The 24,913-nt window shown below is 41.8% G+C and carries 26 protein-coding genes; 15 read left to right on the top strand and 11 right to left on the bottom strand.

Features of this window, described 5'->3' with window-relative positions; translation table 11 throughout:
• Nucleotides 1–102: 102 nt before the first annotated feature.
• Nucleotides 103–795, top strand: a complete 693-nt coding sequence (locus V5739_RS05925) for a zinc metallopeptidase (protein ID WP_266068330.1) — start codon at nucleotides 103–105, stop codon at nucleotides 793–795.
• A 79-nt stretch (nucleotides 796–874) separates the two neighbouring features.
• On the opposite strand, the gene V5739_RS05920 is transcribed toward V5739_RS05925, so the two are convergent.
• The 3 genes from V5739_RS05920 to V5739_RS05910 all read right to left on the bottom strand — a co-directional run bounded on the left by V5739_RS05920 (nucleotide 875) and on the right by V5739_RS05910 (nucleotide 3,255).
• Entirely contained in the window at nucleotides 875–1,387 is a 513-nt protein-coding gene (locus V5739_RS05920) for a ferritin (protein WP_266068331.1), read from the bottom strand.
• A gap of 87 nt (nucleotides 1,388–1,474) precedes the next feature.
• Nucleotides 1,475–1,669: a hypothetical protein gene (locus V5739_RS05915; protein WP_423820019.1), complete on the bottom strand. Its 195-nt coding sequence runs from the start codon at nucleotides 1,667–1,669 to the stop codon at nucleotides 1,475–1,477.
• Nucleotides 1,670–1,881: 212 nt separating this feature from the next.
• Nucleotides 1,882–3,255 carry a saccharopine dehydrogenase family protein gene (locus tag V5739_RS05910; protein ID WP_423820018.1) on the bottom strand — a complete coding sequence of 458 codons (1,374 nt, stop codon included), beginning with the start codon at nucleotides 3,253–3,255 and terminating at the stop codon, nucleotides 1,882–1,884.
• A 79-nt stretch (nucleotides 3,256–3,334) separates the two neighbouring features.
• On the opposite strand from V5739_RS05910, the gene V5739_RS05905 reads away from it, so the two are divergent.
• Both V5739_RS05905 and pckA read left to right on the top strand, forming a co-directional pair.
• A complete protein-coding gene (locus V5739_RS05905) occupies nucleotides 3,335–3,724 on the top strand; it encodes a DUF423 domain-containing protein (protein WP_423820017.1) in 390 nt (129 codons plus the stop codon).
• Between the two features lie 78 nt (nucleotides 3,725–3,802).
• Nucleotides 3,803–5,404 carry a phosphoenolpyruvate carboxykinase (ATP) gene (gene pckA, locus V5739_RS05900; RefSeq protein WP_423820016.1) on the top strand — a complete coding sequence of 534 codons (1,602 nt, stop codon included), beginning with the start codon at nucleotides 3,803–3,805 and terminating at the stop codon, nucleotides 5,402–5,404.
• Between the two features lie 66 nt (nucleotides 5,405–5,470).
• On the opposite strand, the gene V5739_RS05895 is transcribed toward pckA, so the two are convergent.
• Together V5739_RS05895 and V5739_RS05890 are read right to left on the bottom strand one after the other, a co-directional pair.
• A complete protein-coding gene (locus V5739_RS05895; protein ID WP_266068336.1) occupies nucleotides 5,471–6,223 on the bottom strand; it encodes a uroporphyrinogen-III synthase in 753 nt (250 codons plus the stop codon).
• Between the two features lie 11 nt (nucleotides 6,224–6,234).
• Nucleotides 6,235–6,903: a DUF4271 domain-containing protein gene (locus V5739_RS05890; protein ID WP_423820015.1), complete on the bottom strand. Its 669-nt coding sequence runs from the start codon at nucleotides 6,901–6,903 to the stop codon at nucleotides 6,235–6,237.
• 101 nt (nucleotides 6,904–7,004) lie between these two features.
• On the opposite strand from V5739_RS05890, the gene V5739_RS05885 reads away from it, so the two are divergent.
• From V5739_RS05885 to V5739_RS05875, 3 genes are read left to right on the top strand one after another with little or no spacing between them, the layout of a single operon-like run.
• Entirely contained in the window at nucleotides 7,005–7,736 is a 732-nt protein-coding gene (locus tag V5739_RS05885; RefSeq protein ID WP_423820014.1) for a polyprenol monophosphomannose synthase, read from the top strand.
• Nucleotides 7,736–9,076 carry a dihydroorotase gene (locus V5739_RS05880; protein ID WP_423820013.1) on the top strand — a complete coding sequence of 447 codons (1,341 nt, stop codon included), beginning with the start codon at nucleotides 7,736–7,738 and terminating at the stop codon, nucleotides 9,074–9,076. Before V5739_RS05885 ends, V5739_RS05880 begins: the two co-directional genes overlap by 1 nt.
• A 1-nt stretch (nucleotide 9,077) precedes the next feature.
• Nucleotides 9,078–9,578: a DUF4296 domain-containing protein gene (locus V5739_RS05875; protein ID WP_423820012.1), complete on the top strand. Its 501-nt coding sequence runs from the start codon at nucleotides 9,078–9,080 to the stop codon at nucleotides 9,576–9,578.
• A gap of 1 nt (nucleotide 9,579) precedes the next feature.
• On the opposite strand, the gene V5739_RS05870 is transcribed toward V5739_RS05875, so the two are convergent.
• Nucleotides 9,580–10,599 carry an NAD-dependent epimerase/dehydratase family protein gene (locus V5739_RS05870; protein WP_423820011.1) on the bottom strand — a complete coding sequence of 340 codons (1,020 nt, stop codon included), beginning with the start codon at nucleotides 10,597–10,599 and terminating at the stop codon, nucleotides 9,580–9,582.
• Nucleotides 10,600–10,681: 82 nt separating this feature from the next.
• Between V5739_RS05870 and tyrS the strand changes: the two genes are divergently transcribed.
• A complete protein-coding gene (gene tyrS, locus V5739_RS05865) occupies nucleotides 10,682–11,977 on the top strand; it encodes a tyrosine--tRNA ligase (RefSeq protein ID WP_423820010.1) in 1,296 nt (431 codons plus the stop codon).
• Between the two features lie 129 nt (nucleotides 11,978–12,106).
• On the opposite strand, the gene V5739_RS05860 is transcribed toward tyrS, so the two are convergent.
• The 4 genes from V5739_RS05860 to V5739_RS05845 form a co-directional block, all read right to left on the bottom strand.
• Nucleotides 12,107–13,084, bottom strand: a complete 978-nt coding sequence (locus V5739_RS05860) for an acyl transferase (RefSeq protein WP_423820450.1) — start codon at nucleotides 13,082–13,084, stop codon at nucleotides 12,107–12,109.
• A gap of 48 nt (nucleotides 13,085–13,132) precedes the next feature.
• Complete coding sequence (locus V5739_RS05855) at nucleotides 13,133–13,471, bottom strand: T9SS type A sorting domain-containing protein (RefSeq protein WP_266068346.1); 339 nt, start codon at nucleotides 13,469–13,471, stop codon at nucleotides 13,133–13,135.
• A gap of 165 nt (nucleotides 13,472–13,636) precedes the next feature.
• Entirely contained in the window at nucleotides 13,637–14,806 is a 1,170-nt protein-coding gene (locus tag V5739_RS05850) for a hypothetical protein (protein ID WP_423820009.1), read from the bottom strand.
• 30 nt (nucleotides 14,807–14,836) lie between these two features.
• Nucleotides 14,837–17,602 (bottom strand): carboxypeptidase-like regulatory domain-containing protein, encoded by a 2,766-nt coding sequence (locus tag V5739_RS05845; RefSeq protein ID WP_423820008.1) that lies wholly within the window; start codon nucleotides 17,600–17,602, stop codon nucleotides 14,837–14,839.
• Nucleotides 17,603–17,790: 188 nt separating this feature from the next.
• Here V5739_RS05845 and V5739_RS05840 point away from each other — a divergent pair, with 188 nt between their 5' ends.
• Complete coding sequence (locus V5739_RS05840; RefSeq protein WP_423820007.1) at nucleotides 17,791–18,480, top strand: response regulator transcription factor; 690 nt, start codon at nucleotides 17,791–17,793, stop codon at nucleotides 18,478–18,480.
• A complete protein-coding gene (locus V5739_RS05835; protein WP_423820006.1) occupies nucleotides 18,480–19,526 on the top strand; it encodes a sensor histidine kinase in 1,047 nt (348 codons plus the stop codon). Before V5739_RS05840 ends, V5739_RS05835 begins: the two co-directional genes overlap by 1 nt.
• Here V5739_RS05835 and V5739_RS05830 read toward each other — a convergent pair.
• Nucleotides 19,494–20,552 (bottom strand): glycosyltransferase family protein, encoded by a 1,059-nt coding sequence (locus V5739_RS05830; RefSeq protein ID WP_423820005.1) that lies wholly within the window; start codon nucleotides 20,550–20,552, stop codon nucleotides 19,494–19,496. The genes V5739_RS05835 and V5739_RS05830 overlap by 33 nt on opposite strands.
• A 67-nt stretch (nucleotides 20,553–20,619) precedes the next feature.
• Here V5739_RS05830 and trmB point away from each other — a divergent pair, with 67 nt between their 5' ends.
• From trmB to V5739_RS05800, 6 genes are all read left to right on the top strand, one after another.
• The gene (gene trmB, locus V5739_RS05825) at nucleotides 20,620–21,294 is read left to right on the top strand and encodes a tRNA (guanosine(46)-N7)-methyltransferase TrmB (RefSeq protein WP_423820004.1); all 675 of its coding nucleotides are present in this window, start codon (nucleotides 20,620–20,622) and stop codon (nucleotides 21,292–21,294) included.
• Between the two features lie 6 nt (nucleotides 21,295–21,300).
• Nucleotides 21,301–21,924 carry a LysE family translocator gene (locus V5739_RS05820; protein ID WP_423820003.1) on the top strand — a complete coding sequence of 208 codons (624 nt, stop codon included), beginning with the start codon at nucleotides 21,301–21,303 and terminating at the stop codon, nucleotides 21,922–21,924.
• Entirely contained in the window at nucleotides 21,924–22,253 is a 330-nt protein-coding gene (locus V5739_RS05815; protein WP_423820002.1) for an MGMT family protein, read from the top strand. The genes V5739_RS05820 and V5739_RS05815 overlap by 1 nt, the downstream gene beginning before the upstream one ends.
• Before the next feature lie 133 nt (nucleotides 22,254–22,386).
• A complete protein-coding gene (locus V5739_RS05810; protein ID WP_266068357.1) occupies nucleotides 22,387–23,514 on the top strand; it encodes an Mrp/NBP35 family ATP-binding protein in 1,128 nt (375 codons plus the stop codon).
• Nucleotides 23,515–23,516: 2 nt separating this feature from the next.
• Nucleotides 23,517–23,762, top strand: a complete 246-nt coding sequence (locus V5739_RS05805; protein ID WP_228916004.1) for a NifU family protein — start codon at nucleotides 23,517–23,519, stop codon at nucleotides 23,760–23,762.
• A 29-nt stretch (nucleotides 23,763–23,791) separates the two neighbouring features.
• Nucleotides 23,792–24,853 (top strand): NAD(P)/FAD-dependent oxidoreductase, encoded by a 1,062-nt coding sequence (locus V5739_RS05800; RefSeq protein ID WP_423820001.1) that lies wholly within the window; start codon nucleotides 23,792–23,794, stop codon nucleotides 24,851–24,853.
• Nucleotides 24,854–24,913: the final 60 nt, after the last annotated feature.

Raw genomic sequence — 24,913 nt, 5'->3', positions numbered from 1 at the left:
GCCGCAGCAGCAGCAGGATGCGACAAAAGTTCACATTTTGCTTCAAAAAATAAATTGGCCGGCTTTTTGTTATAAAGCTTCAACAAAATAACCTTTAAAACTATGATGGGATATTATATCATCGCCGGACTCATCTTTGTAGTGAGTCTTTATGTGAGTAACAAGTTAAAAAGCAAATTTAAGCATTACTCCAAGGTACATCTTCAAAACGGCATGAGTGGCCGGGAGATCGCTGAAAAAATGCTTCGCGATAATGGAATAACCGATGTAAGAGTAATTTCTACACCGGGACAATTGACAGATCATTACAATCCGTCAAAAAAGACAGTTAACCTTAGTGAAGCGGTTTATACGCAGCGTAACGCTGCGGCGGCTGCAGTAGCGGCACATGAGTGCGGCCATGCAATACAGCACGCAAAATCTTATAGCTGGCTGCAAATGAGGAGTAAACTTGTACCTGTGGTGCAGGTTGCATCACAGTTCTCGCAGTGGGCCATCTTTGGTGGATTGATCTTAATGACCATGGTATCTGTCGGGATAGGCCAAACGGTGCTATTGGTGGGGATTATTCTCTATGCAATGGGAACGCTGTTCAGTTTTATCACGCTGCCGGTAGAATATGACGCAAGTAAGAGAGCGTTAGTGTGGCTGGAAACAGGAAATATGCTGAATTCACAGGAGCACAAAGCTGCTGAAGATTCTCTTAAATGGGCCGCCCGTACTTATGTAGTAGCAGCAATTGGTTCCCTGGCAACCTTGCTGTACTTTGTGAGCATTTATTTGGGAAGAGATTAAGAGGATGAGGAGAAATAATAAAACAAAAAAAAGGACGCTGCGGGCGTCCTTTTTTTGTTTTGAGTAATGCTGGTATTACTTAATCGTGCTTAATTCGTTCATCGATAAACTTAAGAGCAATACCATCTGTGCCCATAAGATCGAACATTTCTAAAATTCTACGGAACTGGTTTTCTTCTTCCATTTGTTCCTGAACAAACCATTGCAGGAAGTTCTCTGATCCATAATCCTGCACCTTGCGGCATTTGCTGACTATGTTGTGTATAGATTTTGAAATTTCGATTTCCTGATCCAGTGCGGTTTCAAAAATCTCCTGGAGGGAGCTATATTCGTGATTGATGTTGCTTACTTCAGGAGAATAAGCCGTACCACCGTTATCATTGATGAATTTGAAGATTTTGAGCATGTGCTCCCGTTCTTCGGCCGATTGTTTGTAAAAGAATTCAGCACTATTCGTTAGTCCGTTGTGATCACACCAGGAGGCCATGGCAAGATAAATTGCCGCTGAATGTGCCTCTTTGGAGATCTGCTCATTCAGCAGGTCCATCACATCTACATTAATTCCTATTTTTTGCCTTACTATATCTTTCATATCTATTCTTTTTTTTAAAAATACGAAAAGAAAAGGGCTTTTTGAGACAGAAGCCGAATTTATACTTGATCTAAATTCAAAGACAGCCTAGTGGCTCACCAGGGAATTTAATTCCAGGATGCCAAAAGTAGATCTTAGAAGCTCTTTTAGATCAATGACCTGTAAGGTGTCAAACACAAACAAATGTTCGCGGTTACACAGGGTAATAATTTCAATCCCGTTGTAGTTAAGATCCTTATCAAAGTGAGAAGAAATATCGATGCGCTGTACCTTTTGCCTCATCGCCAGGAGTTGGCAAAAACTAAACTTTACCTGTTTGTGGCCGAAGTCGATGTAAAAGCAACGACTGCGATCGCATTGGTAAGAGGTAAAGTAATATGATTTGTACAGCAGGTTCATTCGGTAGCAAATGTATATCTTATTCAGAATTGTTCCAAATAAACATAGCTAAAACTCCAGAAACCTGATAAAGATCAATTACAAAGCATTTATCTTCAATTTCCTACCTCGCCAAAAGGATTATATCCCAGGTATGAATGTTCTTCTTCCCTAAAGGTAATTCCGTTTTCGGCCAGTTCTTTTAAAATAGGGTCATATACTTCTTTGGTGATAGGTAGTTGCACGCCTGGAGTTGATATTGTTCCGTTGAGGATTTTTAAAGCGGCAATGGCTACAGGTAAACCAACGGTTCGTGCCATGGCAGTTCGGGTTTGATCTTGCCCAATATTTACCATGGTGGCATCAATTTGCCTTTGTTCACCATTTATCTCGTACCCAAATTTGTGGTACATAACGATCATGTCCTTATCCTCTGGTGAAAGAGACCATTTTTCGGTTAATATCTTCTGAAGGATCTCTGCCGGGGTAGCATTTTTTAGACCAACTTTTTTGTCAGGGTTGAAGATATCTAGTTCCAGAAGCTTGTCCCACATAATATCGTCCTGATCGATCTTCAGGTTATGCCTGAATTTTAATTCGACAGAATCTGTTGGTGAGTAGGGGAGAAAAGAATTTACAAAATCGCGGTAGCTCATGGCTTCGGAATTCTCCATAGTGTAACTATCATCTGTCATGCCCAGTTGTACAAACATATTCCAGGCCCGGCTGAAACCAACGCGACGAATGGTTCCGCGGTAAAGGGTGAGGATATCATCAAGGCCATAGATGCTTTTGTACTTTAAAGAATTGCGGTTGGCATAGACTTCAAATTTCCCATAGTCTTTTACCTCGAGAAATTCGGTTCTTCTAAAAAGGCGGTTATAAGGGATGTACTTGAACTTTCCCTCCTGCAGGAACTTTGCCACCCCGCCCTGTCCTGCCACTACAACATTGCGCGGGTTCCAGGTGAACTTGTAGTTCCAAAGGTTCGTATCACTTTCGGGCGCTACGAGTCCGCCGGTAAAAGATTCAAAAAGCAGCATTTTCCCTCCCTGTTCTCTTATGCGATCTATAACCTGCATAGCACTCATATGGTCAATACCGGGGTCTACGCCAATTTCATTCATAAAGACGAGCCCCTTGTCTTTAACAGCATCATCCAGCTGCTGCATCTCTTCACTTATGTAAGAAGCAGTAACCATGTTCTTGCCATAAACAAGGCAGTCTTTAGCCACTTCAATATGAAAACGGGCCGGGAGCATGGAGATCACGATATCGGCATTTTGAACAGCTTTCTCTCTTTCCTCTCTCTTGAAAATGTCGAGTTGGGTGGCTTTTGCCCTGGGATGGTCTCCGGCTAACTTTTGAGCATTTTCAACTTCGAGGTCTCCTATGATAATCTGAAGATCTTCGGGTTCCGATTTTTTTAGTAAATATTCAATGAGGACAGAGGTAGATTTTCCTGCACCTATGATAAGAATCTTGCGCATAAGGCTAAACTTTGAGTATGTTTGTTAATTGTTTGGATAACGAATGTAATTAATTGAGAGCGTCTTTTAAAATTATACTATGAACAGGAGATTATTGATCACAGGAGCATTGTTTGGAGTTATAGCTATTATACTTGGGGCTTTTGCCGCTCATGGGTTAAAATCACTTCTTTCTCTGGAGAGTATTCAGACCTTTGAAACCGGAGTTAAATATCAGATGTACAGCGCTTTATTTCTTCTTATCCTGGGAGGGTTACCAATAGCGCCAGAAAAAGTTAAAAGAATTTGCTTCTACTTAACACTTTTTGGGGTTTGCTTTTTTTCAGGTTCTATTTATCTTTTGGCTACTAACAGCCTCACTTCTTTTGATTTCAGGACTATTGCCCTCATAACTCCCATTGGTGGTTCTTTGATGATTATTGCATGGATTGTGTTGCTAATCAGCTTCTTTAAGTTAAAAAAGAAATAAAAGAATTTAGCCTCAGCTGATTCTTTACAAGTTTTTCTACTTTTGTTGACCTAAACAAACCACTCAACTAAACTTTTTATGTTGGCTAAAAAACGACTTACGAAAACGATTGCGCTAGAACAGTATGGTATTAATGATGCAGAAGTTCACTATCAACTTTCTCCAAAAGACCTACATGACATTACTATTGAAAAAGGTCAGGGGGTAGAAGCTTCGTCTGGGGCTTTGGCAGTAAACACTGGGGAATTTACAGGAAGATCGCCCAAAGACAGGTTTATTGTTGAAGATGACATTACCAAAGACAGGGTTTGGTGGGGAAATATAAATATTCCCTTTGATCCCGATAAATTTGATGCCCTTTATAATAAGGTAGCCGATTATCTTTCTGGAAAAGAAGTCTTTGCGAGAGACTCATACGCCTGTGCTGATGAAGATTACAGGCTGAATATTAGAGTAGTAAATGAATATCCGTGGTCAAACCTCTTTGCCTATAACATGTTCTTACGTCCTGAAGAAAGTGAACTGGATGATTTTAAGGAAGACTGGCTGGTATTAAATGCTCCCGGTTTTATGGCCGATCCTGAAGTGGATGGAACCCGGCAGCACAATTTTGCCATTTTAAACTTTACAAAAAAGATTGCACTCATTGGAGGAACAGGGTATACGGGTGAAATTAAAAAGGGGATTTTTTCGGCCCTCAATTTCATACTGCCAATTGATAAAAACACTTTACCCATGCACTGTTCTGCAAATGTGGGAGAAGAAGGAGATACGGCAATTTTCTTCGGCCTTTCGGGGACCGGGAAAACCACGCTTTCTGCCGATCCTGAAAGAAGGCTTATTGGAGATGACGAGCATGGTTGGACCAAAGAGAACCGGGTCTTTAATTTTGAAGGCGGCTGCTATGCAAAAGTCATTAATCTTACTGAAGAGAATGAACCGGACATATTCAGGGCTATTAAAAAAGGGGCAATTCTCGAAAATGTCATTTTGGATGAAAATGGAGAGGTAGATTTTGAAAATACCGAAATTACCCAGAACACCAGGGTGAGTTACCCAATTGATCATATTGACAATATTCAGGAGCCTTCTATTGGTGAAAATCCAAAAAATATCTTCTTTCTCACAGCCGATGCTTTTGGGGTCTTGCCTCCAATAAGCAAGCTTACGCCGGGGCAGGCAGCCTATCACTTTATAAGTGGGTACACTGCAAAGGTAGCAGGTACCGAAGCAGGTGTAGATAAACCTATTCCAAGCTTCTCTGCTTGTTTTGGTGCGCCTTTTATGCCGTTACACCCCACGCGCTATGCCGAAATGCTGAGTGCAAAGATGAAAGAGAACAATACAAATGTGTGGCTGGTAAACACCGGCTGGACTGGCGGGCCTTATGGAGTGGGGTCAAGAATGAAGTTGCGCTATACCAGGGAAATGATCTCTTCGGCACTTGAAGGAAAGCTTGAGAACGTAGAATATATTGAGCATCCGGTTTTTGGTTTGCAGATGCCGGTGGAATGTGAGAACGTACCTTCTGAAGTACTCAATCCGCGAAATACCTGGAAAGATAAAGAAGCTTATGACCGAAAGGCCAATCAACTTGCCGAATCTTTTCAAAAGAATTTTGAAAAATTCCAGGCGCAGGCTAATGAAGAAATACTTTCAGGTGCTCCCAAAGTATCTTAAGAATTACATAGAAAGACATAAAAAAACCGGCAACTGCCGGTTTTTTTATGTCCAATTTTTCAGGATCTAATGAGCCTTTTTATTTTGTTCCTTGATGTACTTTTCAAGAGCCATGGTCATGGAAGGTGTTTCTGGCGTTGGCGCCTGAATGTTCACAACCAGTCCGTGGTCTTTTGCAGCCTTTACCGTAGTGTTTCCAAAAACAGCAATTTTGGTGTCATTTTGTTTAAAATCGGGAAAATTCTCAAATAGGGATTTTATTCCGCTGGGGCTAAAGAACACCAGGATATCATAAAATACTTCCCTAAGGTGAGAAAGATCACTCACAACGGTTTTGTAGAAAACAGCTTTTTTCCAATCCACCCCAAGCTTATTCAGGGTTTTTGGCACATCTGGCTTCAGCATATCTGAAGATGGCAGGAGGAATTTTTCGTTTTTGTACTTCTTAATAAGGGGAGAAAGTTCAGCAAAAGTCCTTTTTCCGACGTAAATTTTCCGCTTGCGGTAAACTACGTACTTCTGAAGGTAATAAGCAACGGCTTCGCTCTGGCAAAAGTATTTTAAAGTATCGGGCACTTTAAATCGCATCTCTTCAGCAATTCTAAAGAAATGGTCAACAGAATTACGACTGGTAAGGATAATTGCTGTATAATTTGAAAGGTCTACCTTTTGCTGTCTTACATCCTTGGAAGAAACGCCCTCAACGTGGATAAACGGGATAAAATCTATTTTTACTTTTTGTTTTTCTTCAAGATCAAAATAAGGAGAATTTTCAACCTTCGGCTCTGGTTGAGATACCAGAATTGTTTTCACTTTCATATACATATTTTTTATTCACCCTGGAACTTGGTAACCAGCTTATATAAAATATAATAGGGTCCAATTTCAAGAGCGCAAAGATACAAAATAAAATAAAACCAATGGGTCGCAATGTACTGTCGGTTTTTGATAAAAATGCTGAGCAGGGTAATCAAATTCATAAGTAAAATGAGTCCCAGCAAAATGTAGAGCACCAGCCTTGTTGGTTCCCATGTATATATAAAAAATATAGAAACAGGGAGTAATATCAAGGCCATGAAATTGCGGTAACTAAGTTTGTAGAACAGGTAGTAGTTCATTTTATCATTGACCGAAACTACATCTGCCAGAATCTTTTCCAGGGAAAACTTGAGCAGCACAAAAGTCGTATATGCAGTAATTATCCTTAAGAAGGTTACCATTGGCCTCTCGGGGTAAGAATCGGAAAAAGTGAGGTAGTAAATAAAGATAAACAGGCCTGCCGAGACCACATTCACAACAAAAAGAAGTACATTAAATGGATGAAAAAGATTGGGGTCTTTTCCCTTTAAAAGAAGGTACTTATCTGTAGCGAAAAGCATGCTAAAGTGGGCAAACCTTTGAGTGAACGCATACCTGGCCACCACCAGCAGTACCAATACCAGTAAGAGTAGGAGGGTGATCCAGTCTTGAGAAACCGCATGTCTTTCTATTACTTCCAAGCAGGAGAATTTTCTACAAAGGTAGGATTAATACGATTAAAAGAAGTTTTAAAAAACCATCCTAAACTTTAAAAATAGTTACATTTGTCCAAAAGAATTTTATGCCAGATGGGATTGTTATAATACCCACCTACAACGAAAAAGAAAATATTGAAAAGATCATTAAAAATGTCTTTTCTCTTCAGCGCGATTTTCACGTTTTGGTGGTGGATGATAATTCTCCCGATCGAACCTCTAGAATAGTCAGGTCTCTGCAATCGGTCTATGAGAATCGGTTATTCCTGATTGAAAGGGAAGGGAAATCTGGTTTGGGTACGGCGTATATCAAAGGTTTTGAATGGGTTTTGGAACGGGATTATAAGTACATCTTTCAAATGGATGCCGATTTTTCCCACAATCCTAACGACTTGATACGCCTCTATAATGCCTGTAAGCGGGGTGGAGCCCAGGTAGCGATTGGCTCCCGGTATAAAACCGGGGTTAATGTGGTAAACTGGCCCATGAGCAGGGTGCTTTTATCCTGGCTGGCCTCAAAATATGTACGCTTCATAACAGCAATGCCTGTAGAAGATACCACGGCAGGTTTTGTTTGCTATGATAGAGAAGTGCTTGAGAGGATTCACCTCGATAAAATTAAATTTGTTGGTTATGCTTTTCAAATTGAAATGAAATTCAAAGCTTACCTGGCAAAGTTCAATATCGTGGAAGTGCCGGTAGTTTTTACCGACAGAACCCGGGGAACATCAAAAATGAGTGGTTCAATTATATGGGAAGCTGTTTTTGGAGTGATAAAAATGAAAATAAACAGTCTGTTTAATAAGATGACAATATAATGAAGAAGGTATTAATTAAGAATGCAAAAATTGTCAATGAAGGTGCTATCGTTGAAGGAGATGTTTTTATTGAAGATGGAATTATTAAAGAGATCGCTTCAAGTATAAGTGCCAAATCTCCTAACCTTACTATCGTCGATGCCGAAGGCAATTACCTTATGCCGGGGGTTATTGATGATCAGGTGCATTTCAGGGAGCCGGGGCTTACCCATAAAGAAACAATTGAAACAGGTTCAAAAGCAGCTGTGGCAGGTGGTATTACTTCTTTCATAGAAATGCCCAATACCCAGCCGCAAACCACCACTATAGAACTTCTTGAAGAAAAATATAAACTGGCAGAGGCTACCTCTTACGCCAATTACGCCTTCATGTTTGGAGGTACTAATGATAATCTTGAGGAGATTAAGAAAATAGACCCCAAAACAGTGCCGGCCCTCAAACTTTTTTTGGGCTCATCTACAGGGAATATGTTGGTAGACGATGAAAAAGTGCTGGAGAAAATCTTCAAAGAATCTCTTGTGCTCATCGCAGCGCATTGTGAAGATGAAAAAACCATTCAGGAGAACCTGCAGAAATATACAGCGGAGTATGGAGATGATATTCCGGTAGAGCTGCATCCTAAAATTCGCAGTGAAGAAGCCTGTTATATTTCTTCATCAAAAGCTGTTGCATTAGCCAAAAAAACCGGGGCGAGATTACACGTTTTTCATCTTTCTACGGCAAAAGAACTCAAGTTGTTCGACAGTAAAAAGCCGCTTAAAGATAAAATGATCACTGCCGAAGTCTGTGTGCACCACCTTTGGTTCAATGATGAAGATTACGGGAAAAAGGGAACCTTCATAAAATGGAACCCTGCTGTAAAGACACAAAAAGATCAGGAAGCTCTCTTAAAAGGGCTAATTGAAGACAAGATAGATGTCATCGCGACAGACCATGCGCCGCATACCCGTGAGGAAAAGAAAAACGTATACACCAAGGCTCCAAGCGGCGGCCCGTTAGTGCAACACGCTCTTCCTGCAATGTTGCAGATGTATCACCAGGGCAAAATTTCACTGGAGAAAATTGTAGAGAAAATGTGCCATAACCCCGCTATTCTTTTTGATATTGAAAAAAGAGGGTTTATAAGAGAGGGCTACAAGGCCGATCTTGTACTTGTTGATCTCAATGCTCCATGGGCTGTACAGCCTGGAAATACGCTGTATAAATGTGGCTGGTCTCCCTTTGAAGGCACTACTTTCAAATCGCGGGTAACTCACACCTTTGTAAATGGAAATTTAGTTTACAAGAATTTCAATTTTACTCCTTTTGTACAAGCCGAAAGATTAAAGTTTGACAGGTAGCATGAGAAAGGTCTTCACCATTTTAGGGGTCTTTTTAATGCTGGTTTCCTGCCAGGAAATCAACCGTACTCCAAAGCCAGATAATCTAATTGCTGAAGATAAGATGGTTGAGGTGCTCACAGAACTTTCCCTGCTTCATGGTGCCAGGAGCTACAACAAAACTCTTATGGAAGAAAAAGGGGTGAATGCATACCCTTATCTTACCAAAAAATATGGCATAGACAGTACCCAGCTGGCGCAAAGCAATGAGTACTATGCGCAGAACTACAAGCAGTACGAAAAAATATATGAGAGGGTAAAGGAGAGGCTGGAGGCACTGATGGCCGAGTATGATTCCATTAGGGAAGTGGAGGAAAAAATAAAGGATTCTCTTAGAGAAAATTCTGAAAGTGATACTCTGGATACTTTGATACGGCGCGAGTTTAGAAGGGATACTTCAGGATTGCTTGAGCCCGATCCCAGGCTTCCCATGCCTGTTTCAAAAAGCCGGGTTCAACGTTAAGTTATTTCTGAAGGTCTTTTTTGTAGCAAGAAGCTGTTTTTTCTATTACTTCTGAAATGGGTTCAAATTCAAAATCTATTTGTTGTTTCAGTTTAGCTGAAGAATAAAACGTGTGTTCAAAAAGGCTTTTTTGAGACCTCTTTTCCAGTTGCTTTTCCCTGTTTGAAAATAAACCTCTTAGTTCCTGCCACAACCATCCGGTAAGTACCATCCATTTTTTTAGTGCTTTTGATGGTGCAGGTCTTCCAAGGGAACTAGCCGTCATAGAAAAAACAGCCTTGAACGAAAGGTTTTCAGAAACCACTATGAATTCGTCATTTTTGACAGGGGAAACCATCAGTTCCCGGGCAATTCTTACCACATCCCAAACGCCGACAAAGCCGGTGGTTTTTGGAACAAAGTAATCGAGGCCGCTGTGTATCTTTTCGAAGATCTTACCGCTGCCACTGCTCCAAAATCCGGGGCCAATAATGATCCCGGGCTTCACAATAACCACAGGAACACCTTCCTGGCTTGCACGCCACACTTCCATCTCTGCGCCATATTTGGTAATGGCATACATGCTGTGGCTAAGTTCTTTGTTCCAGAAAGAAACTTCAGTGATCTCCTTTTCGCCGGGTTTCTGGTCTAAAGTGGCAATAGAACTTACATAACAAAGTTTCTCCACTTCATTTGCGATACAAAGGTTTACAATATTAGCTGTGCCTTCAATGTTTACCTTCCGCAGTAAAGCATCTTTAGAAGTGTCAAAAGAGACCAGTGCCGCACAATGATAAACCTGATGAATATCTTTAAAAGCTTTATTTAATGAGGGGATGTCTGTGATATCGGCTTGAACCCAATCAATTGACGAAAAGAGGGTGTTTGCTTCAGGTTGGGAATTCGTGTAGGAAAAAACTTTTTTTACGGCTTCTAAGCTTGCTTCTGTACGATAGATCGCACGAACAGATTTTCCTGCTTTAACAAGATCAAGCAGCAAATGTGAACCTACCAAGCCTGTGCCTCCGGTGACTAGAATCATGAGGTAAATATAGCTAAAACCGCTTAGGAAAAATGAAGCTTTATGGTATCTTTACGGCTGTTTTTACTTCAAAATAATGATCATGAGCAAGAATTTTGTAGAAGAATTGACCTGGAGAGGGATGATTCACGATGTGATGCCCGGCACCGAAGAGCATCTTTTGGAAGGCCTTAGGTCTGCCTATGTTGGGATTGACCCCACAGCCGATTCTTTACATATAGGTCACCTGGTGGGTGTTATGATGCTGAAGCACTTCCAGGAAGCAGGACATCGCCCTGTGGCACTGGTAGGAGGAGCCACGGGAATGATAGGTGACCCTTCAGGAAAATCAAACGAGCGCAATCTTCTTACTGAAGCTACTTTGCTTCAGAATCAAAATGCCCTTAAAAACCAACTGTCTAAATTTCTCGACTTTGAGAGTGAAGCAGAGAATGCTGCAGTAATGGTGAATAACTATGACTGGATGAAAGACTTCAGTTTTCTGAGCTTTATAAGAGATGTGGGAAAACACATTACTGTGAACTACATGATGTCTAAAGACAGCGTAAAAAAGCGTTTGTCTTCAGATTCTTCCGAAGGAATGTCTTTTACGGAATTCACTTACCAGCTTGTGCAGGGATATGATTTTCTGCATTTGTACAGGGAGCTTGATTGTACGCTGCAAATGGGTGGTAGTGACCAGTGGGGGAATATCACAACCGGAACCGAGCTCATTAGAAGAATTGGTGAGGGGAAAGGTTATGCCCTTACCTGCCCGTTAATTACCAAGGCCGACGGTACTAAATTCGGAAAAACCGAGTCGGGGAACATCTGGCTTGATCCGGTACGTACTTCTCCTTACAGGTTCTATCAATACTGGCTCAACACCAGCGATGAAGATGCCGAAAAATTTATAAAAATATTTACCTTCCTTTCAAAAGAAGAGATAGAAGGTCTTATAGCTCAGCATAAAGAGGCGCCTCATTTGAGAGAATTGCAGCGAAAACTGGCCGAAGAAATTACTGTAATGGTACACTCGGCAGAGGAGTATGAGAATGCTGTAAAGGCTTCGGAAGTGCTTTTTGGAAAGAGTACTGCAGATGATTTAAAAAAGCTTAATGAAGCTACTTTTTTAGATGTTTTTGAAGGGGTGCCGCAGGCAAAAATTGACCGTGCCGATGTAGAGGCAGGTTTGGATATGATTGCAGCTCTTTCTGCCAAAACCGACTTTTTAAACTCTAACGGAGAAGCCAGGAGAGCTTTAAAAGAAAATTCCATTTCGGTTAATAAAGAAAAGGTCACCGAAGATTATACCATCACCACAAATGACCTTTTAAATGATAAATACGTCATTATCAATAAAGGAAAAAGGAACACCTATATTTTAAGGGTTGAGTAAATAAGATAGCCCCCTTGCCTTAGAGGGCGAAGGGGGCTTCTACTAACCAACCAATTATGAAAACATAATCTAACCGTACAGTAAGTCGGTAAAAACTACAATCCTTACAGTACAGGTAATTATTTTTTGTTAAAAAACCATCAGGTTACACCCTCTTATATCACTGTGGTCAAAACGGCCTAATATTTCAGTCTTTCCCCCGCCTAAATTTTTACCAAGGTCCTGTGTGGCAATGAAAGAGCAGGAATTGATATTGGCCAGATCTATAACATTGATTCCGCCAGATTTCCCTTCGGGGAGTAAGCTTAAGGCGTCTTCCGGTTCTCTTATAAGGATCTTCATCCAGGGTGGGCATTCAAAAATGCCATTTTTGAGGGCGTATGCCTGTGACAGTAGCTCGGTCATTCCATATTCGCTATGAATTTCCTGTACCCCCAATCCTTTTTTTAGCACTTCATGAAGTTCGGTGCGTATCATTTCCTTGCGGCGGCCTTTCATTCCGCCGGTTTCCATCACAATAGTATGCTTTAGGGTTAAACGGTATTGCTCTGCCAGGTCAAGTAATGCAAAAGAAACACCTATAAGCAGTGTCTTTTGCCCTTTCTCTTCCAGCTCTTGTAGTTTTTGAACGAGTGCATCGAGGTCGTGCAAATAAAAACCGCTTGCCTTATTATTACTTTTCTCAATAAGATCCTGCACCATGTAGATCAATGAAGAACCTTTTCTTTCAAGATAGGATGGAAGAAGTGCGAGCACTGCGTAATCTTCTACATTACTGTAGAAATGTGTGAAGCCCCTGCGGAAACTTTCCTCATAAACCTTCAGGTCTGTAACGTAATGTTTGCTGGTTTGAGTACCTGTGGTGCCGCTGCTGCTAAAAATAACTTCAGCAGAAGCTTCCGAAGAAAGTATTTTGTGAGATTTAAAGAGGGAGATTGGCAAAAAAGGGATTTCTTCAACACAGGTTACCTCCCGGGGGCTGCGGTGAAGCAGATCGCAAAATTTGCTGTAAACAGGATTGTATTTGTATTGATATTCAAATACCTGCAGCGCTTTTTTATTGAACTCCTCGAGAGTGGAAATGGAAAATATGTCCTTCAAATTGATAAAAAAAATTGAGGGCACAAAGGTACTGAATAAAATAAAGGATATGGGTTATCTTACCACAAGCTTTCGGGTAGCAGAACTTCGACCTTCCTGGATCCTCATGATGTATACCCCCGGTTCAAGATTGGAGATATTGAGCTCATTTCCTGTTAATTGTGCAGAAAGGATGCTCTTGCCCAAAACATTATAGATCTCTACTCTTTTAGCTTTTCCCGCTTTGGTGTTAATGTACACTTTTTGACCTGAAGCAGGATTTGGGAAAATAGAAAGCCCTTCAATAGGAACTTCTTTTACAGGAGGTTCCGGGGCTGATACCTGTGCAAAAGCCGGACTCGATAAGAGCAAAAGGCCAATGATCATAAGAGGGTACAAGTAGAGTTGTTTCATTTTCAATACGGTATCAATTCAAAATTACAATAAAAAATTCAAAAACCGCACCAAATTTTAGTTGCAGAAAAGTTAAAGCTTAATTTCTACACAATAATTTTCAAAAAAAGGGGTTGCGACATCGCAACCCTTTAAAAACAAATCTATTAATAAACGTCTAATTGATTAAAATTTTTGAGCCGCAGCCAGGTTGCTCCAGCTTTCAAAGACGCTTAGATCTGCACCTGTTGCATTCTCATCAAGCTCTAGTAAGTTGCCCGCTACCTCGGTGTCGTTAACGTTGTTCACCACAAGATCTTTACTGTACTCAAAATGAGCATTGGTAAATTGTAGTTGGTCATTCTCTACTTCCTGTAGCTGGTCATTGAGAAATATGATAGTTTCGTAATTACTCCCCACAATATTTTCGAAAGTTCCGGCGGTTCCCTGTTTTAAATCGAATGCAGCTTTGCCGCTGCGGTTATGGCCCCAGATACTTACATTTTTAACTGTACCCATTGAACGTGGCTCTGCATTGTTTTCGCCTTTTCTGTTAGCTAGTTCAAAAGCGAAATCTCCCACGCCGTCGTATTGAACAATAGCAACATTATTAAGAGTTCCGCGGTAACCTTCATCCCAGTCTATTGAATCATCTTCCATTCCTATAGCTACAAGGTTCCTGGCGTTTACAGTACCACCATAGAATTCAAACCCGTCATCAGCGCCTTCAAAAGCCTCGAGGTTTTCAAGGGTGGTGCCGCTGCCTACCGCGAAGAAGGAGAAAGCATTGAATTCAAATTGGCCATCTGAAGATGCCTGCCCTGCATATTCGACTCTTACATACTTCAGGCTCCCCGAACTATCCTGGTCATTGGTGCCTCCGTACGGTAATTGCCCTGCTTCAGAGATTGAGGTTCCGCCGGGGGCGTTCATTTTGGCACGGCCATGTATACCGATACCGCCCCAGTCGCCGTCGCCACCTTCCGAATTTTTATTTTCAGAAGTAAAGACTATTGGTTTTGCTGCAGTACCTTCGGCAATTAATTTTCCGCCCTGTTCTACAAATAAGAGGTTTACTCCTGCCGCCTGGTCTGCGGCGCTTACCGTGAAAGTTGTTCCTGGTTCTATGGTTAGTGTGGCTCCATCTTTTACTGAAACTGCGCCTTTCAGGTTATAATTACCTTCTTTCACAAGGAGGTCCTCTGTAATATCTCCTTCAAGAACAGTACCCTCAAGTATTCCTGAGTCGCCTCCTGTTCCGGGATCGGGGTTTGGAACATCATCATCACTGCTGCATGAAAACAAGCTGAGTGAGAGCGCGATTGTAAATGCGGTTTTTAAGAATTGGTTTTTCATTTTTTCTAATTTTTAGTTGAATATTTATGTTTAAAATTTAAAGGTGATGGAGGCTCCATAGGTGGTGCCGGTATCAAATGATTCTATAGCGTTGCTAAACTTATCAGGGAATCTTATTTCGCGGGTGGGATCCTGGAAGAACATGGTCTTTTCGTTGAGAAGATTTCTCGCAGTTAATTTGAGTCCCCAGCTTTTGTTGAATTGGGTGGTCCACACCAGGTCAAGTTGATCAACAGGCTTTTCGTAGATTTCATCGGCTCCTTCTACACCTACGGCATATATTCTTTTTCCAAAAGTGTTATAAATGAGGTTTAGGGAAGATGCTGTATTGCCGCGCTTAAAAATTTGGTAAAGGAGATCGGCATTGATTCCCCAGTTTGATGCTCCCTGCAGCTTTCTGTCTTTATTGGTTACTGCTGCGAAACGTGGATTGTTCTCTTCGGCAGTAGCACGAGAATCCATCAGAATTCCGTTAAAGCCTACAGATAACCTGTCAAAAATGGCATTTTTGAAGAGGCTTCCGGCATTGAACCTGGCTTCGGCTTCTATTCCGTAGAGAACAGCTTCCTCAAAATTATCGAAATAAGTTCTGTAACCTACAGAGGTGGCACGGGCCAAACGCTCTATAGGATCCTGGAGATATTTGGCAAAGGCGGTTAATGCCAGTAATTCGCTGTTGGCCGGAAAGAACTCATATTTTAGGTCTAAATTGTAGTTGCGGGAATTTAAAAGATCGGGGTTCCCTATTACCTGGTTGCCATCCCCATCCTGGTAAATTGTAGGCAAGATCTCTCTCATCCTGGGGCGGGTAGTGGTGATAGATGTCGCCAGCCTCAGGTTAGAGGTTTCGGTAAGGTGGTACCTGATGTTGAGGGCAGGGCTAATATCGAAGGGTTCATAGGTGATCTTGCTGAACTTAGTATCAAGAGCTTTTTTATAAGTTATTTCCCGGGGTGCGTATTCAGCGCGTACGCCCACATCAAGTAGTATATTGTCCCATTCCTTTAAAAAGATGAAATACCCGCCGTGTATGTATTGCTCCACCTGAATGTCGGGTGGTGTAGGGGCAAAATTGCCTGCATATTCCAGAAATCCTTCAGATAAACCTTGTTTAAAGAAAGCTTCAGGATCATTGGTATTCAGGTTTGGCAGTTCGCCCGTATTGACCTGTGCCGTAATGGTGCGGGTGAAGAAATCGTAATTTATTCCGTCGAAATTATGCCCTATCTTAATTTTTGTGGAGAAGGTGTTGTCTTCTTTTTTCTGAATTCCCAACTCGTACTCAAGGCGGGAACTAAAGCTAACGTTCTCCAGCTCCTGATAGAACCTGAAGGGATTGATGCCATTTGTGGTAATGTATTCTGCATCTTCCCCTGTGTCGGCAGCGCGTAGCACCCTGCGATCGGGTACATTATTGTTGCCTATTCCTGTAGAGCCGCCAAAATGCAGTTGATGTTTTTTGTTGTTCCATTCCAGATCTCCCAGGAGCTGGAAAGTGAGCATATCATTTTCTGTATACCGAATGTCACGGATAAAGAAATCTCTGTTGTTAAGCTGGGTAAATCCGTCATTCCTTCCAAATGCTTCCCTTATAAAATTTGAAGTATTCTGAAGGTAAATGGTATTGAAGTTCAGCTTCAGCATATCAAACCTGTCGTAATCAAGTGCCAGTAAAGCTGATTTTCGTGTGGAGAAATCATAGTTTGTGGTAGAGAAATCCTGCCCTGCGGTGCCTTCAGAATTTAAGGTGCGTTCTACCCCGTTTTTCTTCTCGTAAGAATTGCGATAATTCATACCAAAATATATACCCAGAGATTGTTTGTCTCCGTTTACCAGGCGTTGCCCGTGAGTTATTCCAAGAGTAGTGGCCAGTGGGGCAGTAATTTTTTCAGGAGTCCAGGAAGTGGAAAATGGGCTGGGAGATTGTGCGGGTGCGGCAGGCAATTCCCTGCTGTTTCCGGTATATCCCAGGTATTCCAAATCACTGCTGTTATCGATCTTGTAATCTTCAAAAGTAGAATTGGTGTTGTAATTGACTCCAGCAGTTACCGTGGTAGCGGGCTTTGAAGCTGCGGTGATAGTGTTGACATTAAAAGTTGCGCCCGCAAAATCCTGATACAGCGAAGGGCTAAAGGTTTTATAAACATCTACGTAGCTCACAATGTTGGTGGCGATATAACTAAGCGGAATAATTTTAAAATCGGGGTCTGAAGATGCTACGGGAAGTCCGTTCATCGTTAGAAAATTATAACGGTCATCCAATCCCCTTACAAAAATACCCCTGTCTCCCACCATGCTAATGCCAGAGACCTTGGAGAGTCCCTGCTCTACGTTATTGATTCCTTTTCTAGACAGTTCTTCAGCGCCAATAGCCTGTTTTATTGTAATGGCATTTTTCTGCTCTAATAGCAGTGCCACTTCAGAATCGGCCCTTGATACCGTAGAAATAACAACTTCATCCAGGGAAGAAGCAGTGGTTCCAAGTTGAGTGTTTATTTCTGTTACTTTACCCGGTTCTACCCGCACATTGGGGATTTCGAGCTGTTCGTATCCTACAAAGCTAAAGGCAACAGTGTAGCTTCCGGGTTCAAGATTTTCTATTTCAAAAAGTCCGTTTACGTTAGTAGTTCCACCTGTACCTGTGCCTTTCACGAGTACATTGGCAAAGGGGAGGGGCTCGCCCTGCATTTCCTTGTCAGTTAATTTCCCGGCAATGCTACCGGTGTGTTGTGTCTCCTGTGCCAACAGGTTTGAAAAGGAAAGGAGTACTGCGGCACCAATCAAAAGAAGTCTCATTTTTGTCAATTTTCTATGCCGCAAAGAAAACTGTGCAATGTAACTATGGCGTTAGCTGAAAATTACCAATAAGTCAACTAAAGGTTATGACTAATTAAATTTAAGGTTAACAGAAGGTTATCAATGAATGGGAGTGGGAGGCGGCATAATTATTATCTTTACTTTTACAGGGTAAATTAACCACACCCATGAAAACAAATGACATTTGCATCCTTTTGGTCGATGATGAGCCCGATATCATTGAGATTATAAGGTATAATTTAGCTGCTGAAGGTTACCGGGTAGTAACTGCAGAAAATGGTGAACAGGCTTTAAAAGTTGCCAAAGAAAACCATCCTCATCTTATTATTTTAGATGTAATGATGCCTGAAATGGATGGTATAGAAACCTGCATTCAAATGCGAAAAGAACCAGAGCTTACCAACAGCATGATTACTTTTCTTACCGCCAGGGGAGAAGATTATTCTCAAATGGCCGGATTTGACGCTGGTGCCGATGATTATATCACTAAACCCATAAAACCGAAAGTACTTATAAGTAAAGTGAAGGCCTTGCTGCGCCGGTTTAACGGCGGGGAAGCCGGAGGGAAAGCAGGGATTATTACTGCCGGGAACCTCGAGATCAACAGGGAAGAATACAAAGTGGTAAAAGGCGGGGAAGAGGTGATGTTGCCACGAAAAGAATTTGAGCTATTATTCTTATTGGCGTCACAACCCGGGCGTGTTTTTCAGAGAGATGAGATCCTTGAGCGGGTTTGGGGCAATGAGGTGGTTGTAGGCGGTCGTACTATTGATGTGCATATTAGAAAACTCAGGGAAAAACTTGGAGGTGAGAGCATCCAGACCATTAAAGGTGTGGGGTATAAGTTTGTAGAGTAATGACTAAAGGTTTTAGGCGCTCATACAGGTTTGCAATAAAGACTTCAATTTATGTGTCGCTCTTCCTTACTGGGATTTCGGCTGTTTTTCTCATTATTCACGATGCATATTCAGAGTGGGCACTTCTGCTCTATGGTTTTTCGTGTTTTATTTTTTCATTTCTCATCATTCAGTACCGGGTTGAGGCCTTTATCTATAAAAAGATAAAGAAGATATACGAGAATGTGAGTATGCTTAGTGCTACCCCACTTAACCCTGAGCAGGTGACTACAGATATGACCAGCCTATCGCAGGAAGTGCAGAAATTTGCTGAAGGGAAAAAACTCGAAATCGAAGCTTTAAAAGTGCGTGATTCATACCGGAAAGAATTTATGGGAAATATCTCTCACGAGCTCAAAACCCCTTTATTCACAGTTCAGGGATATATTGAGACCTTGCTCGATGGAGCTATGAAAGATAAAAATGTGCGAAAGCAGTATCTTTCAAGGGCAGCCAAAGGAGTGGAGCGACTGGTTTACATAGTTCAGGATCTGGATATGATCACTAAACTTGAAACCGGGGAGCTAAGCCTTAAACCTGAAGTATTTAATATTGTTGAGGTAGTCCAGAATGTTTTTGACCTCCTGGAGATGAAAGCCGGAAAGAAGAATATCACCCTCACATTTGAAGCTCCTTATGCCCCTGTGTGGGTCAAGGCCGATAAAGAAAGAATTCAGCAGGTGGTGACTAACCTTATTGTAAACTCTATAAAATACGGAAAGAACGACGGTACCACCGAAGTTGCTATTGAAGATCACTCCAAGAAGAAGATCATTATAAGGGTAAGTGACAACGGAGAGGGGATCCAAAAAGAGCATATTCCGAGGTTGTTTGAGCGCTTTTACCGGGTAGACAAAAGCGGATCGCGTAAAGAAGGAGGCTCGGGGCTTGGCCTGGCCATTGTAAAGCACCTGCTCGAAGCGCACAAAGAGAGAATTTTTGTAGAAAGCACCTACGGCATGGGAAGTGAATTTTCATTCACCCTTAAAAAGGCCAAAAAGCTTTGAGAAATCACAAACAAAGCCAGGATCCTTTAACCCCGAATAATCTTTCAACTCCAGCAACTTTTCAAGCCTAAAATCTTCCTGTTTACAGGTTGGGGCAAAGCCCAGTTTTTGCATCCTTCCGGCTAAATATTCCTGTTCAAACTGGCCGGGTGTAGGTATGAAAAAAGCCTTTTTTTCGAGCCGGGCAAGATCCATAAGGGTGGTATATCCCGATCTTGCTATTACCACTTCGCTACTGTTAAGTGCCTGTTCCAGTTCCCTGCCAAAGAGATAGTTTCTTACAGTGAGATTTGGTGTATTTAAATCAGCAGTGCTTTCATCTACAACCCCTCTTATAAAGAGGATACTTCCGGAAGATTTACTGAACTCCTTTAGAAGAATTTCTTCGAGAATGCTTCTCTGGGGTTCGGGGCCTGACAATAATACCATGAAATCATAATTCCGAGGTAATTTTTCTTTTTTAAACCTGCTCATCACCCCTAAATAATTTACTTCTGAAAATGCCCTTTTTGGATGCCCAAGAATTCCGCTTAGGTTTGGCCTGCCGGGAGTATCGGGAATCCAGCATTGATCATATTGTTTTATATACTTCTGGTGAAGCCAACTGCTGAAGAAAGTGGTTGCCCCCGAGAGTACATTCAATTGATGGGTGATAAAAACGCCTGGCACATGCGGGTGCCGCACCCCAAACCGGCTGTCCGAAATTATTCCGTGGAGTTTTAATTTTTGCACCAGGATCTTAGTGGCCTGTTTTTCCTTTTTGATGTTTTTCACGATATGTGGGCTGTATAAAAGCAGCTTCCATTTTAAAAGGCTTCCCTTTCTGGTGTAGGTGATATTGTAAGAAGGTAATTCAAATGCCTGCAAATGCGGAAACTCTTTTTTAAGAAGGTTAAGTGCTGCTCCATCTGAAGCTATGATGGGAGTAAATCCCTGTTCTTCAAGTTTTTCAATAATATTGATGCATCGTGTGGCATGACCTAACCCCCAGTTAATTGGCGCAACCAAAATTCGTCTACTTCGCATAAATCAGATATAATTGAAAGGCCTGTGGGGGATTTTCTTTAATTTTACCAAAATATTAAAATTTCAGGTGGGAAGTAAGAATAAATTAAAGCGGTTTAGAGAAAACGAATCCTTTTCTAATGTGGTACAGCCCACACGGGAAGAGGTGGTAGATGGAGAATTTAACCTGAAAGGGAAGTGGAGCAGCGACTTCTTTAAAAACGATAAGCCTATAGTACTTGAACTGGGCTGCGGAAAAGGGGAATATAGCGTGGCTCTTGCTGAAGCCTATCCGGAGAAGAACTTTATTGGGATTGATATTAAAGGAGCCCGTTTTTGGCGGGGTGCGAAAACAGCCCTGGAAGAAGGGCTTCAAAATGTGGCCTTTTTGAGAAGCCAGATAGAGCTGGTTGATTTGCTGTTTGCGGAAAATGAAGTAGATGAAATCTGGATTACTTTCCCCGATCCACAAATAAAATACAAGCGTACCAAGCATAGAATGACCAATTCCGAATTTCTTCAGAGATATAAGAAGATCCTGAAACCACAAGGCCTGGTCAACCTTAAAACAGATAGTGAATTTATGCACGGCTATACACTTGGTCTACTCCATGGCGAAGGTCATGAGGTGGTACAGGCCAACCACAACGTGTATAAAAACGAGTATTCTCCAAAAGAAGTTACCGGGATACAGACTTTTTATGAAAAACAGTATCTTGAGCAGGGAAAACCCATAACTTACGTACAGTTTAGGATAAAATAACCAGCATTGGAGGAAACTAAAATTTTCCTTATTACCTATTTTGCAGCGCTGCTGGGGGTAGTTCCCCCGGGACTTGTGAATATGAGTGTTGCCAAAACCTGTGTCAAAAGAGGTAAAAAGAACGGCATCTACATGGCTATTGGTGCATCTGTGATCGTTATGCTACAGGCGTTGATCGCGGTCATGCTGGCGCGCTATATCTTTGACAATACATATATTAACAATGTGCTCTTGCGGGCCGGGCTCGTGATCTTTTTGATCATGATGTTCTATTTTCTCGTAATGGCACAACGAAAAAAGAAAGAGGTAGAGGTTCATCCAACCTCCGGGCTAAGAAGTGTGCTAAAGGGAATGATGATAGGCGTACTAAATATTTTTCCCATTCCATTTTTTGTGGCACTTGCTGCTGCACTTAATGTAAATGGCGCTGTAGAATATCACCCGCTTAACAATACCGCATTTGTACTGGGAGCTTCTCTGGGTACGTTTACAACCCTTTACTTTTATGCGTTGTTTTTCACCAAGATAGAAGCTGAGGGGACTTTTTTTGTAAAATATTCCAACTACTTCATGGCAGCTCTTATGCTGGTCTTGCTGATCATTACCTTCATTAGGATCTATTTGCAGTAATGACAGAAACTTCCTTTTTTGAACGGGTGTATGAGGTGGTAAAACTTATTCCTGAAGGGCGGGTGACCAGCTATGGCGCTATCGCCGCTTTTTTAGGAGCAAAAGGCAGTGCGAGAATGGTGGGCTGGGCTATGAATAATGCTTCTAAAATGGAAGATATTCCGGCACATCGGGTGGTGAACAGAAATGGCCTGCTTACAGGGAAACATCATTTTCCCGGAACCCGGGTAATGCAGCAAATGCTCGAGGCTGAAGGAGTGCAGGTTATAAACGATAAAATCGTAAGATTTCAGGATCATTTCTGGGATCCTTCGGTAGAACTTCAGTAAAAATTTAAGCTATTTTTGTATTGATTTTATTGATCCTTAAAAATGGGTAATAACTTCGTTATCTTAGCTTTTCAGCTTATATTTGCATTTAGAATGAATCTACATAAGGTTCAGAAATTACAAGAAATACAGCATGAAACTTAATCGTAAGGATATATTAAATGCTCTTGAAACTATTTCTGTTTCAGGGGAAGGTAAAAATATGGTAGAGAGTGGTGCGGTTCAGAACATTATGACCTTTGGAGATGAGGTGGTGGTAGACCTGCTGCTTACTACTCCGGCGCTTCACATCAAAAAACGCGCAGAGGTTGATGTAATGAAAGCCATTCATGAACACGTTCATCAAAAAGCCAAGGTGAAGGTGAATATTAAGGTTCAGGCGCCCGAGAAGACAGAGATTAAAGGGAAGTCTATTCCCGGTATCAAAAATATTGTTGCGGTAGCTTCAGGGAAAGGTGGAGTAGGGAAGTCTACTGTCACTGCAAACCTTGCGGTGAGTCTGGCAAAAATGGGCTTTAAAGTAGGTCTTTTAGATGCCGATATTTATGGGCCGTCTATGCCTATGATGTTTGATGTGCAGACAGAAAAACCCCTTTCTGTGAATGTAGATGGGAAGTCAAAAATGAAACCTATTGAAAACCACGGGGTGAAAATGCTGTCTATTGGGTTCTTTACGCAGCCAAATCAGGCGGTAATATGGAGAGGCCCTATGGCAGCGAAGGCGTTGAACCAGATGATCTTTGATGCAGCCTGGGGTGAACTCGACTTCCTGTTGGTAGACCTGCCTCCGGGAACAGGGGATATTCATCTTTCTATCATGCAATCACTTCCTTTAACCGGAGCCGTTGTTGTGAGTACGCCTCAAAACGTAGCACTTGCCGATGCAAGGAAAGGAGTGGCGATGTTCCAGCAGGAGACCATCAATGTTCCGGTTTTGGGGATTATTGAGAATATGGCCTATTTTACTCCTGAAGAATTACCCGATAATAAATATTACATTTTTGGAAAGGAAGGTGCTAAACTTTTAGCCGAAGATTTGCAAGTGCCATTTTTGGGGCAGTTGCCTTTAGTACAAAGCATCAGGGAGGCAGGAGATATTGGGCACCCGGCAGCATTGCAGGAGAATACACCTTTATCTAAAGCTCTAGAGCTCCTTACACAAAATGTAGTGCAGGAAACGGTGAACCGCAATAGCAGTTTGCCTCCTACCGAAGCAATAAAAATCACCACTATGGCTGGCTGTAGTGCAGTTAAAAAATAGTCATGACAAGCGAAGAAGTTAGATTGAACGTAGAGAGAGCCCTTGAAGAAATAAGGCCTTTCCTTAGGAATGACGGCGGAGATATCTCCCTTATCAGTATAGAAGATGACGACCGGCTGGTAAAGGTTCAGTTGCAGGGAGCCTGTGTGGGCTGTAGCGTAAACACGATGACTTTGAAATCGGGTGTTGAAATGACCATTAAACGGTATGTACCTCAAATTGAAAAGGTGCTGAATATTGAAAAATAACATTTCCCCAATTCACAAAATAAGAAGTAATGATTAAAACTGATATGTTGATCATCGGTGCGGGGCCTACTGGTCTTTTCGCCGTATTTGAAGCAGGATTATTAAAATTAAAATGTCACCTAATAGATGCCCTGCCGCAACCGGGGGGGCAATGTTCAGAGATCTACCCAAAAAAGCCTATTTATGATATTCCGGCTTTTCCCGAAGTACTGGCGGGAGATCTTGTAGATAACCTTATGGAGCAGATTCGTCCGTTTGAACCAGGTTTTACCCTGGGGGAAAGGGCAGAAACAATAGAGAAGCTGGACGACGGTTCTTTTATCGTCACCACCAGTGAAGGTACGCAGCATCAGGCCCCTGTAGTAGTTATTGCCGGTGGTCTGGGGAGTTTCGAACCCCGCAAACCTCCTATTCCCAATATTACAAAGTATGAGAACAACGGGGTTGCCTATATGATCAGGGAACCCGAAGATTACCGCGACAAGCGTGTGGTAATTGCAGGAGGGGGAGACTCAGCTTTAGACTGGGCTATTTATCTTTCTGAAGTTGCTTCGGAAGTTTCTCTGGTTCACAGAAGAAATGAATTCCGCGGAGCTTTAGATTCAGTAGAGAAAGTTTCTGAACTCTCAAAAATAGGAAAAATCAATCTCATTACTGAAGCTGAAGTAGTTGGCCTGAAAGGAGAAGAAGCATTAGATTCAGTAGTAATCCGCCACAAAGGAGATGCTTCCGAAGAAGAGATCAAAGAAACTGATTATTTCATTCCGTTATTCGGACTTTCACCCAAACTTGGACCCATTGCCAATTGGGGGCTCGAAATAGAAAAGAATGCAATCAAGGTTGATAACAGCTACGATTATCAAACCAATATTCCGGGGATTTATGCCATTGGAGATGTAAATACCTATCCGGGTAAGCTAAAGCTCATTTTGTGTGGTTTCCATGAAGCAGCCATTATGTGCCAGAGTGCCTACCAAAAAATATTTCCCGATAAGAAATATGTGATGAAATACACCACAGTGAGTGGGGTGAATGGATTTGACGGCAGTAAGAAAGAGGCCAAACGGGAAGTTGTAAAGAGTATTAATTAATTTTACCGAAATTTAAAACCAAACCTCACAGGTTTTGGAAACCTGTGAGGTTTTATAATT

Origin of the sequence: Salinimicrobium sp. TIG7-5_MAKvit (assembly GCF_049569215.1) — a bacterium.
Lineage (GTDB): Bacteria > Bacteroidota > Bacteroidia > Flavobacteriales > Flavobacteriaceae > Salinimicrobium > Salinimicrobium profundisediminis.
The sequence above is the reverse complement of the archived record's forward strand: the minus strand, read 5'-3'. Positions and strand labels throughout refer to the sequence as shown.

Coding starts and splice junctions, on each gene's coding strand:
- V5739_RS05925 (WP_266068330.1), top strand. CDS start 103: ATGATGGGATATTATATCATCGCCGGACTCATCTTTGTAGTGAGTCTT.
- V5739_RS05920 (WP_266068331.1), bottom strand. CDS start 1,387: ATGAAAGATATAGTAAGGCAAAAAATAGGAATTAATGTAGATGTGATG.
- V5739_RS05915 (WP_423820019.1), bottom strand. CDS start 1,669: ATGAGGCAAAAGGTACAGCGCATCGATATTTCTTCTCACTTTGATAAG.
- V5739_RS05910 (WP_423820018.1), bottom strand. CDS start 3,255: ATGCGCAAGATTCTTATCATAGGTGCAGGAAAATCTACCTCTGTCCTC.
- V5739_RS05905 (WP_423820017.1), top strand. CDS start 3,335: ATGAACAGGAGATTATTGATCACAGGAGCATTGTTTGGAGTTATAGCT.
- pckA (WP_423820016.1), top strand. CDS start 3,803: ATGTTGGCTAAAAAACGACTTACGAAAACGATTGCGCTAGAACAGTAT.
- V5739_RS05895 (WP_266068336.1), bottom strand. CDS start 6,223: ATGAAAGTGAAAACAATTCTGGTATCTCAACCAGAGCCGAAGGTTGAA.
- V5739_RS05885 (WP_423820014.1), top strand. CDS start 7,005: ATGCCAGATGGGATTGTTATAATACCCACCTACAACGAAAAAGAAAAT.
- V5739_RS05880 (WP_423820013.1), top strand. CDS start 7,736: ATGAAGAAGGTATTAATTAAGAATGCAAAAATTGTCAATGAAGGTGCT.
- V5739_RS05875 (WP_423820012.1), top strand. CDS start 9,078: ATGAGAAAGGTCTTCACCATTTTAGGGGTCTTTTTAATGCTGGTTTCC.
- V5739_RS05870 (WP_423820011.1), bottom strand. CDS start 10,599: ATGATTCTAGTCACCGGAGGCACAGGCTTGGTAGGTTCACATTTGCTG.
- tyrS (WP_423820010.1), top strand. CDS start 10,682: ATGAGCAAGAATTTTGTAGAAGAATTGACCTGGAGAGGGATGATTCAC.
- V5739_RS05855 (WP_266068346.1), bottom strand. CDS start 13,471: ATGAAACAACTCTACTTGTACCCTCTTATGATCATTGGCCTTTTGCTC.
- V5739_RS05850 (WP_423820009.1), bottom strand. CDS start 14,806: ATGAAAAACCAATTCTTAAAAACCGCATTTACAATCGCGCTCTCACTC.
- V5739_RS05845 (WP_423820008.1), bottom strand. CDS start 17,602: ATGAGACTTCTTTTGATTGGTGCCGCAGTACTCCTTTCCTTTTCAAAC.
- V5739_RS05840 (WP_423820007.1), top strand. CDS start 17,791: ATGAAAACAAATGACATTTGCATCCTTTTGGTCGATGATGAGCCCGAT.
- V5739_RS05835 (WP_423820006.1), top strand. CDS start 18,480: ATGACTAAAGGTTTTAGGCGCTCATACAGGTTTGCAATAAAGACTTCA.
- V5739_RS05830 (WP_423820005.1), bottom strand. CDS start 20,552: ATGCGAAGTAGACGAATTTTGGTTGCGCCAATTAACTGGGGGTTAGGT.
- V5739_RS05815 (WP_423820002.1), top strand. CDS start 21,924: ATGACAGAAACTTCCTTTTTTGAACGGGTGTATGAGGTGGTAAAACTT.
- V5739_RS05810 (WP_266068357.1), top strand. CDS start 22,387: ATGAAACTTAATCGTAAGGATATATTAAATGCTCTTGAAACTATTTCT.
- V5739_RS05805 (WP_228916004.1), top strand. CDS start 23,517: ATGACAAGCGAAGAAGTTAGATTGAACGTAGAGAGAGCCCTTGAAGAA.
- V5739_RS05800 (WP_423820001.1), top strand. CDS start 23,792: ATGATTAAAACTGATATGTTGATCATCGGTGCGGGGCCTACTGGTCTT.